This window comes from Rhodococcus wratislaviensis (assembly GCF_900455735.1).
GTDB lineage: Bacteria > Actinomycetota > Actinomycetes > Mycobacteriales > Mycobacteriaceae > Rhodococcus_F > Rhodococcus_F wratislaviensis.
In genome coordinates, this window is the sequence record NZ_UAUI01000028.1 from 143,581 (window position 1) to 153,189 (window position 9,609).

Annotated in this window: 9 protein-coding genes and 1 pseudogene; 1 reads left to right on the plus strand and 9 read right to left on the minus strand. The window is 64.5% G+C overall.

Annotated elements, in window-relative coordinates; genetic code table 11:
* Positions 1–74: 74 nt before the first annotated feature.
* The 5 genes from mmsB to DTA22_RS37240 all read right to left on the minus strand — a co-directional run bounded on the left by mmsB (position 75) and on the right by DTA22_RS37240 (position 4,704).
* Positions 75–980, minus strand: a complete 906-nt coding sequence (gene mmsB, locus DTA22_RS34160; protein ID WP_112302353.1) for a 3-hydroxyisobutyrate dehydrogenase — start codon at positions 978–980, stop codon at positions 75–77.
* Positions 981–1,263: 283 nt separating this feature from the next.
* Positions 1,264–2,970, minus strand: a complete 1,707-nt coding sequence (locus DTA22_RS34165) for a DEAD/DEAH box helicase (protein WP_112302354.1) — start codon at positions 2,968–2,970, stop codon at positions 1,264–1,266.
* Positions 2,971–3,615: 645 nt separating this feature from the next.
* Positions 3,616–4,077, minus strand: a complete 462-nt coding sequence (locus tag DTA22_RS34175) for a QcrA and Rieske domain-containing protein (protein WP_052033557.1) — start codon at positions 4,075–4,077, stop codon at positions 3,616–3,618.
* 132 nt (positions 4,078–4,209) lie between these two features.
* The gene (locus DTA22_RS34180) at positions 4,210–4,413 is read right to left on the minus strand and encodes a hypothetical protein (protein WP_245973280.1); all 204 of its coding nucleotides are present in this window, start codon (positions 4,411–4,413) and stop codon (positions 4,210–4,212) included.
* Between the two features lie 150 nt (positions 4,414–4,563).
* The gene (locus tag DTA22_RS37240) at positions 4,564–4,704 is read right to left on the minus strand and encodes a hypothetical protein (protein ID WP_328286529.1); all 141 of its coding nucleotides are present in this window, start codon (positions 4,702–4,704) and stop codon (positions 4,564–4,566) included.
* 34 nt (positions 4,705–4,738) lie between these two features.
* Here DTA22_RS37240 and DTA22_RS37260 point away from each other — a divergent pair.
* A pseudogene (locus DTA22_RS37260) lies at positions 4,739–4,870 on the plus strand (IS6 family transposase); the annotation flags it as partial.
* Between the two features lie 57 nt (positions 4,871–4,927).
* Here DTA22_RS37260 and DTA22_RS34195 read toward each other — a convergent pair.
* The 4 genes from DTA22_RS34195 to DTA22_RS34210 all read right to left on the minus strand — a co-directional run bounded on the left by DTA22_RS34195 (position 4,928) and on the right by DTA22_RS34210 (position 9,384).
* The gene (locus tag DTA22_RS34195) at positions 4,928–6,193 is read right to left on the minus strand and encodes an ATP-grasp domain-containing protein (protein ID WP_037239295.1); all 1,266 of its coding nucleotides are present in this window, start codon (positions 6,191–6,193) and stop codon (positions 4,928–4,930) included.
* Between the two features lie 8 nt (positions 6,194–6,201).
* Complete coding sequence (locus DTA22_RS34200; RefSeq protein ID WP_255309570.1) at positions 6,202–7,458, minus strand: MFS transporter; 1,257 nt, start codon at positions 7,456–7,458, stop codon at positions 6,202–6,204.
* Complete coding sequence (locus DTA22_RS34205; protein ID WP_245973279.1) at positions 7,455–8,564, minus strand: AMP-binding protein; 1,110 nt, start codon at positions 8,562–8,564, stop codon at positions 7,455–7,457. Before DTA22_RS34205 ends, DTA22_RS34200 begins: the two co-directional genes overlap by 4 nt.
* A gap of 289 nt (positions 8,565–8,853) precedes the next feature.
* Complete coding sequence (locus DTA22_RS34210; protein WP_037239285.1) at positions 8,854–9,384, minus strand: phosphopantetheine-binding protein; 531 nt, start codon at positions 9,382–9,384, stop codon at positions 8,854–8,856.
* Between the last annotated feature and the right edge of the window lie 225 nt (positions 9,385–9,609).

Here is a 9,609-nt window from a genome sequence, read left to right on the forward strand (position 1 = left end):
GAATTCCTTTCACATCGAGCAGCGTCTCACGCCCGGCGCCGCAGCAGCACGGGGTGAGGTCTACGTGGGAGGGGCTACGACTGTTGTGCCTGCGCGTCGAATGCGCCGGCACGGATCGCCGTTACGATCGCCGAGAAGTCGCGGCCCGGGCCGTCCTGGGCGACGAACTGTTCGTAGAGTTCGGTGGCGCGTCGTCCGAGCACTGTGTCGACACCGTTGTCCGCCGCGGCTGCCTGCGCGAGTCGAAGGTCCTTGAGCATCAACGCGCTCGCGAATCCGCCGGCGTAGTCGCGGTTGGCGGGGCTGGTCGGAACCGGTCCGGGAACCGGGCAGTTCGTGGTCAACGCCCAGCACTGACCGGACGCGGTCGACGAGACGTCGAACAGGGCCTGGTCGGTCAGACCCAGCTGCGCGCCCAGCGCGAAGGCTTCGCTGACGGCGATCATGGAGATCCCCAGGATCATGTTGTTGCAGATTTTCGCAGCCTGACCTGCTCCGGAGTCGCCGCATCGGACGATGCGGGCTCCCATGGCGTCGAGAAGTGAGCTGGCCTGCTCCACCGCGTCGGCCGGGCCGCCGACCATGAACGTGAGGGTCCCGCCGTCCGCGGCGACCGTGCCTCCGGACACCGGGGCGTCCACCGCCCGATGCCCGGCGCCGACAGCCAGTTCAGCGGCTGCCCGCGCATCGGCGACATCGATCGTCGAGCAGTCGAGGAAGAGGGTTCCCCGCTGGGCGGCCGGAACCAGGTCGGCATAGACGTCGAGCACGTGCTTACCGCTGGGCAGCATCGTGATGATCACCTCGGCACCTTCTGCTGCCTCGACAGCAGATGCAGCAGAGCCGATTCCGCGTGATGTTGCCATCTCCGCTGCCGCAGGGGAGGGATCGAATCCGATGACCGTGTGGCCGTTGGACACCAGATTCGTGGCCATACCCAGGCCCATGTTCCCGAGCCCGAGGAAAGCGATCTTGCTCATCTGTACTCCTAGCGGTGTGATAGCCGAGTGTCACGCGGAGACCGAGGGTGTGCCCAGCAGGTGACATCAACTCGTACGAGCTCATGGATGACCCCGAAAACTGTTCGTTAGCTTTCTGGCGGGGCCGAACACAAGTGTGCCGGGGGAAGGAAGGCGGGGGAATCACCGAACCTGCAACCGGGATGTGCAAACTTGCATCGCCGCAGGTAACACGGTGTGAACTGCTCCCGATACACCGCCGGAAAAATGCCCACCTGGGAGCTGGCTGGTCCAGGCATCATTCCTACTCGAACATGCTTTCGGGAAGCCAGTCTGCGTCGAACAGTCGCGCGAGCTTCCCGAACGCCCCGAGATCACCATCGACACTGGCTGATGTCACCATGAGCCGATTGATCATGATCCGAGCCGCCTGCTCTTCCACCGTTCCGGCGGCGAACAGGAGTGACCATGAGCAAACCTGCCCGTCGCGATGCGCACGACCCATCGTTTGGCGTGCGGCAATTCCGGAGTAGCGAGGCTGGTGGAAGAACCCGATGCGACGTGCCGATGAGGCGCGGGAGCCGTCGACCATCAACTCGGACGCCTGCAGATTGATCGCAGATGCGGTGTTGAACACCACGACCGGGTTGTGGCCGCGCTGAAATCTCATGCGCTCCGTCTCGAGATCGCCCCCGCCGAAGATGCGCGAGACGCCAATGCCGTGCTCCTCCAAGAGGCTGGCTACCGGGTCGGCGGCCGTGGTGACCAATTCGACGGCGACGAGTACCTGGTAGCCGCGTTCGACGTGTGCGGCTACCAACTCGGCGGTCTGCGGGGCTCGCAGCATGCCTGCCTTCTGCCGGAACCGCATCAGAGCGGCACGGCCTCGGGCGGTGTCGTTCCCCTGGCGGGCGATCCTCATCGCGCTCCGGAACTCACTCCAGTCCTGGTGGTACGCAGCCCATTGTGTGGCGGTGAAGTCGAGTGGCAGGCCGTCGACAGGTGGCGGCCCCCAGGGCGCGTCGCGATGCACCATGACGGGCGGGTCGCAGTCGGTCATCCACTTCCGGACGCGGGTGACGGCCTGATGCTGCAGCCGCTGAGAACCTTTTGCTTGGTCGTTCCAGTCCCATTTCCCCTTGTCCCACCCGGGAGCCAGGGGAAATCCATGCTCGACCAGCTTCTGACCAAGATCGGCCCACTCGCCCGGCGGGTCATCGTGCAGCTGCGCGAAAAGCGAAGACAAGTAGGTGTATTCGCCTGGGTGATGACCCGGCGTCGCCGTCACGGTTATCACGAACGGCGCCTTCTCTGGCGGCGCGGAGAGGCGGTTAATGCGCCGCTGGTACTGGGTGCGCTGGGCCGTGAGGTGCCTGAATTGCTGTGCCTCGTCATTGATGATGAGGGAAAAGGAGTACTTCGGTTGGCCGTTGCGTCCGAGCAACTTCTTCAGCTGGTCCGGAGAGATGATCAGCCACCGATACCCACCGTCGCCGAACGCAGCGAGGGCGTCGCGCCACGCGGCGATGGTGATCTGGGCTGGCCGGTCCACGGTGATGAGTACGGTGTCGCCGCCCCCCAATTTCAGCGCAGCTTTCGCGCCGATGATTGCGCTGCCGGTCTTGCCTACACCGGGCTCGTCGGCCAACAGAAATCCGCGCTTGCCGTGGTGAAAGGCCATTGCGATCGCCTCCGCGGCGTCCACCTGTTCTGGCCGCGGTATCTTGTGGAAACCAGTAGCGCGCGGTTGCCGCACGCCGTTGAAGTCCTCTTCGACCCAGCGAGCGTATGAGTACGGCTTCGACGCGTAGACGGCGAGTTCGTCAGGCAATCGAGCGCCGATGTAGGCATACGCTTTGAGTGCCTTGTAGTACTTGGCACCGGGCGCGGACGCCCGATAAGGGACATCGAGGATCCAGATCTGCTCCCCGTGCCCCGGGGTGGGTATCAGCGGCGCGGCGCTGGCTCGTCTGGGACTGGAGCGTCGCCGGGTGGTCTTCCGTGCGGCCATGATCGTCGGCTAATCCCGGGGCGAATCGCCGGGATCGACGATGTCGACTGCGGCCGGTGTGGCGGCGACCGTCGCGGCGGCTTGCGTCGAGGAAACGCGGGCTGTCGCAGCGGGCGCGGGGGCCGACGCAACGGCAGGTCGAGTATCTACGTCGATAGTTTCCACAACCTCAGGTTCGGCCAACGGTTCCAGTGCTGTCGACTCTATATTGGTTTGCGGCATTGGATTGCGGCGCAGCCACGAAGTCTGGCGGATTTCATGACGTGGGGTTGTCGAAGGCATCGAGGCGTTGGAAGCTGAGTTGACTCGGAGGCCTTAGGGTCCATCGCGACTCCTGTGAGGCGAATGACCGGGGGAGCGGCACAGTGGAATTATCTGGACTGCGTCATGCGTGAGTGATTTGTTTCGACGACTTCATCCGTCTGCCTCATCGAGGCAGGGGTGACACCGTTTGGGCGGGAGGGACCCGTGGCCAGGGCGGTCCAATAAGAATGTAGGAACTCGCTATGGGGCCGGGCGTAGCGCCACGCTCATGGCAGCTCCTCCGTTGCGACAGTATTGACGATCCACGCTGTCGTCTCTCTGTCGCACGACGAGTCGGTGGCGCCCGCATCAGCGTGGCCACCGACGGCGCTGTCACATACCTCAGCCGACCACGACCGAGTCACCCTGAACGGAGACGCTTCGTGGGACGAGCGGAGCGAACGCCGGACCGGTGTGCACAGACCCGTCGAGATTGAACTTGCTGCCATGGCACGGGCAATTGATGGTGCCGCCAGAGACGTCGGAGACGGTGCATCCCGCGTGCGTGCATGTCGACGAGAACCCGCGGAAGTCACCACCGGTGGGCTGTGTGACGACAACATCGCCGAGCACCGTGCCGCCACCGACGGGAACGTCGCCGGTCGGCACGGTTGCACTCGCGGGCTTCGCGGCTGGCCTGGCGCTGGCGCCGGGCGCAGCCGAGGCGTGGGTTCTACGGAACAGCGCGCTGCCGGCGGCCAAGGCGGCTGCCGCAGCGCCGATACCGACGAGAACTGTTCGGCGGGGAAGCGCTAGTTGATCGCTCCGCAGGCTCTGCTGCTGGTTATGGTCGTCGGACGGCATGTCAGGTCGCTCCCTTATCTGGGGCTGAGGTCGATGGACTCTCATTAGTTATAACGAGAGACGGGGACGACTGGTTCACACGCGCCACACCTGGCAAGCTGTGCCCCGACTCGGCGGATGGTTGAGAACCGTTCACCCTGCGCCCACGGTGAGGGTGATGTTGTCCTTGACTCCGGTGGTTGCGGCAGACAGGTCGACCTGCCGCAACGGCAGGGTGACCGGGGTTGCGGCGGCCGGGCTCATATCGGTGGTCAGAGTTGTGGTGCGGCCGTTGATCAGTGCGGCGACCGGGTGCGCGAAGCCGTCGACGGCGATCGCCGGTGGAACCGACTCCACTGCTGCACCTGAAGCGTCGCGAACGATCAGGTGGTTGTTCTCGTTACTCAGGCGCTCGGGCTCGATCGAGCGCGGGGGAGTGGGCGGGCTCGCCTACGCGGGCTCGAGGTCGCGCTCGAACTCGAACTCGTTTGCATCCCGAATCGGGACCTAGTAGTAGCCCACATCGGGGATGTCCGGCTTCAGGGTCCGTCTCGTCTCGTCCACTGCGTCGCATCGAACAGCCGACAAGCGGAAGCCGCGTCGCTGGTAGAACTGCATCGAGTCGAGGTTGTCGTTCGGCGTGACCAACCACAGTCGCGAACAGCCTTGTGCACGGGCGATCGAACGCGGTGTCGTGTTGTCCTACGGGACGATCCGGCGCTGGTGCGCGAAGTTCGGGCAGGACCGAGCGAGCCGGCTGCGGCCACACCGGGCACGACCGGGCGATAAGTGGCACCTCGACGAGGTCTTTATGAGTAGCGCGACCACCACGAGTCGCGCCACATCCGCGCTCTCACCCAACCGTTCCCAGTCAAATCGGCGACGTTGAGCGCAGGGGAGGGAGGAGCACCCGGATCTCGGTCGCGTCCAGAGCCCCTCGGGCTCGCGAAACCGCTACTCGCGGGTCGTCTGCATATGCACGAGCATGTCCGAACCGTGAATCAGAAGTGCGCAGTGGCTCCAACCTGGCACCAGCAGCGCGGTACAGCTCCACTTCGCGCACACCCTCGCCGAGTCGAGCCGACTCGAGGCCGCTTATCGACTCGAGCGTGCAGTCCATCTCGCTTGACGCGAACCAGATTGCCTCGTACATGGGTGGTCGCGTCGCCGCGTGGGCGAGCTCGGCGCGGAGCCCGTTGAGGAGGTTCCGTTCGCCGAGGGCCTGGCGGACGGTGTACTCGGTCAGGTTCACCGCAAGAGCGTCCTGGACCAGCTGGGGGATGCAATCGCCGGCGAGCCGGGTGTGTGTCTCGATGATCCGAGGCCCGCCCTCGGTCAGCACCAACTCGGTGTGGGTCGGGCCGAAGCCGATCTCCAAAGCCGACAGCACCGAGCGGACGTAGGCGCCGATCGCTGCCAGTTGGTCGGCGCTCACCTGGGCTGGCAGCACGTGGCCTACCTCGACGTGGGCAAACGGGTCGGAGTACTTCTGGGTGACGCAGATGATTTCGTGAACGCCTCCCTCGGAAAATGCCTCCACGCTGACTTGCGACCCGATGTGTAGCCGTTCGACCAGCACACCTCCGCTGGTCCACTCGCCGGTGACGCCGGCTGCATCGAAGGCGGTCGCCAGATCGGCCTCGGTTTCGATCCGGCGGATTCCTATGCTCCCTGCGCCGACGGCGGGCTTGGCGATACAAGGGAATCCGTGGATCCGTGTAAACTCGCGCAGCTCGGTGACGGACCGGACGATGGCGTGGGGTGTGTCGTCTATGCCGAGCGCGGACAGCCGCTCCCGCATGCTTGGCTTGTGGTGCACCCAGTGAATGGTTTGCCTGGTGTGCATAGGAAGGCCGAGTTCCTCTGCGATCACGGCTGCCCGATCCTGATCCCGTTCGGCGAACGACGCGATCTTGGTGAAGGGGTCGAGGCGATGGACCGCTGACGCAATCGCCAGCCACTCCTGGTCGCTAGCCTCCGCCCGCAGACCCAATATGCGCTGATGCAAATGTTGCTCACGCAGTTTCGGCACGATGGCGAGCTGGCAGACGACCGACGTCCGCACATCGGTGCCCAAGGACCGCAACAACCCCGGCATGGCCATGCCTCCACCGACGACAAGCACGTGATCGGACATCGTTCGCCTCATTTCGAAGCCGTTAGGTGAATGTCATTGCCCCGAGAGGCAGTTGATATCGTCGTGAAGCCAACGGTGGCCGCGGCAAAGACGATGGCGAGAACAAGCCAACCGGTTGTGGGCAGCGCGAGTACCACACCGGTCATGAGCACCGGCCCGACGATCCGCTGGAGGCCGGATCCGCTGTTGAATGCGCTGAGGTACTCGCTACGGCGGCCATCCGGAGCCAATTCGAAAGATACCTGCCACGCCGCGATGCTATGGAGGTTCTCACCCAGAGTGAGTAACGCAACTGCCCCCGCGCAGAGGGCAATTGCCGTTGATCCGGTGATTCGTTCGGCGGTGAGACAGCAGAGACAGGCGGCGACGAGGGCACCGGCGGCGACGAACAATGTCGAGTTCGTCGCGGTCGTCAACCGCCGAATACGGCCGAACCCCAGTTGCATCACCACCGTGAGCCCGGTGTTCAACGCGAGCATCAGTGAGACCCACAGTGGCGAGGCCCCCAGCCGCAACACCATCCACAGTGGCAGCAGGACAAACAAGACGGAGTCGTGTAGAAGCAACAGACCGTTGAGCCCGGCCAGGCTGAGAAACGCCGGGTTGCGCAATGCCGGTCTCGAGGTTCCGCAATTCTTCTCCTCCTGTTGGGCCGGTGGTGTTGCACTGCGGCGAAGCGAGTACACGACCCACGCAAGTACGAGAAACGAGGTCCCGTTTATCGCGAGGAGGCCCGCCACCAGTGGCTGCGAGTGCGTCGTCAATGCGGCGCCCGCGACGAGAGTTCCGGCGCCGAGTGCGACGTTGCGCGCGGCCCTGATCGAGGACATCACCCGGATTCGGGCATCACCGGCGAACAACTGCGCTACCAGCGACTGTTGTAGTGGCGGCGTCGCCGCCTCCAATGCCAGCAACGGAAGCGTCAACAACAGGAAGGTGACGTACTGGGTGGCCAGGGCATAGGCGACGAATCCGACTCCGCGCAACGCGAGGGCAGTGCAGTAAATCCTGATCAGCCCGAATCGGTCCGCCAGTCGTCCCACGAGGATGGGACTGAGGACACCGAAGACCGCGCCGGCCGACATTGCGGCGACGACCGAGTTGGCGGTGAAACCGACGATCGTGACGAAGTAGAGGATCGTGGCAGCCGCGCTGATTCCGGTGCCGAATGAGTCCACGGCAGCGCCTCCGACCAGGCGCTGCATGCTTCTCGGCTGCGAACGTGCCGGCGTTGTCGGCTCACTTGCGACGTCGGGAACGCTCATGAGTTTCCCGTTGTGCCGTTGCGAAGTGCCGCACGATCGACCTTGGCCCGCCTGTCCAACGGGAGTCGCGTGACTAGGAGGATCTTGTCCGGCAACTGGGCTGGGGCGAGCGTGTCGAGCAGCGCCATCCGAATAGCGCGAAGTGACAGCGCGTCCGCACCTGCGGATACACCGCAGTACAACACGATCCGACCGCCCTGCTGCACCACCGCGGCTGCGGCGTCGACGGCCGGGACTGCGACCGCCGCTGCCTCGATGGCCGGCAACGAGACCTTGACGCCGCGGCGCTTGACGACGTGGTCCAGTCGGCCTTCCACAACGACGCTGCCGTCGGGCGCGAGCGAGGCGAGATCTCCGGTGCGCAGTCGACGCCGGCCCGCCGCATCACGCTCGAATCGGGTCGACCCCGTGACGGGTGTGAGGTAACCCAGCGCGAGGTCCTCACTGACTATACAAAGCTCCTGGGCATCGTCGAGGTCATCGACCGGCACGAGTTCGACCGCGGTACCAGGTATCGGTGTGCCGACGGGCACGATTGCAGTGTGCACCTCGGCGCCCGCCGGCAGCACGTGGCGAAGTTTGATCACGGTGGACTCGGTGGGTCCATACAGGTTGATGACGACCGGGTAAGGGGCGTGTGTTCGCCAACGCCTCAGCAGTGGCTGCGGAAAAGGTTCGCCGGACACCAGGAGTCGCCGTAGGCGCTCGGTCGCCGAGCGGACCGTTGTCGGGTCGGCTCGGTCCATCGCCGTAACCAACCGGGCAAGCATCGATGGAAGGAGGCACACCATTGTGGGCTGATGCTCGGCGAGCCACGTCAGCAACGTCGTCCCGCCGGTGAGCGCGGCAGCTGGTGTCACTGCGATCGTCGCGCCGGCGACCAGAGCGCCAAGTGTCTCCTTGAACGAGAAGTCGAACCACGGATCCGCAGTGTTGGATACCACATCGCTCGGGGCGAGGGCCAGTTCTGCCTGCTGCCATTGTAGGTAGCGAGCCAGCCCACTACGCGAGCCGACGACGACTTTCGGTTCACCCGACGTGCCCGAGGTGGTCAGCAGGTATCCGCAGCCTTCCGGCGTGTCGGGGAGGGTGGCCGGATCGCTCATGGAATCTGGAGGAACTGGTAGGAACGGGCGTTCGGCCAGAATGCATCCCACCATCTCGGTGAGAGACTCCACGCCCCGTGGTTTTCTGATCAGAACTGGGCCCGTGCCAGAGGTGAGTTTCGCGGCGAGTTCCCGCGATTTCGTGAGCAACTCACCATAGGTCAGGACGGCATCGCCTTGCACGACTGCACGGTGCATCGGGTCGGTCCCGCACAATCCGGACTCGATCAGCCGACGCAGTGGGACGTCGATCGAGCCGGCGGCGTAAGTGGCTGGTGAGCGCATCGCTCTACCCGGTGGGATGGTCGGTGACGAGGATCCGCACACCGGCAGTATCAGAGTCGCAATCAAACCGCAGCACCGTCCCTCCCCGTCGTATCAGCACGTCGCCGCCCTGCATAGGAAGGCGTGTGCAGGCGCCGTTTCCGCGGGCCTGACGCAACAGCGCAACCCGGGATCCGTCGCCATCGCCGTAAGCGAGCGTCACCTCGGCGGGCAGCAGGGCGTCCGCCGCCGAGGCACCGAGTTCAGCCAAGGCGTCTGCGACGACGCCGAGGTCGAAGGCAGCGGCCAAAGTTGTGCGGTATTCGCCGAGACGTCGATTCAGATGGTCGAGATAGCTGGCGAACTCACGCGGAGTTGGGGCCAGATAAAGATCTCTGAGTTCGACCGGCAATCCCGTGGACACCGAAAGTTCCGAAACGATCGAGGCGGCGAGCAACGAGTTCCCGTCGAGGTCGAAGAAGAAATCGTCATCGGGCCGGACAGAAGCCCCGTCGAGTAGCCGACTCCACAAAGCTGCGATTGAAACGGCATCCATCAGTAAATCCCTTCCAGCGGAACGCCCAGGACGAATTGCTCAATGAGACAATCATTTAGGAGAGATCACCCCCAAATGGACAGACACATCATGGGCGCCGGACACGCTTGGAGTAAATCCACCCTTGGTGTGGAGTATCGGACCCCTTGCCCGGCAGATGTGGCTTGGCGTCGCGCACCTTGCACGTCAGTCGCGTTCGGGAATTGCGCTCGGTACCCCGGTGAC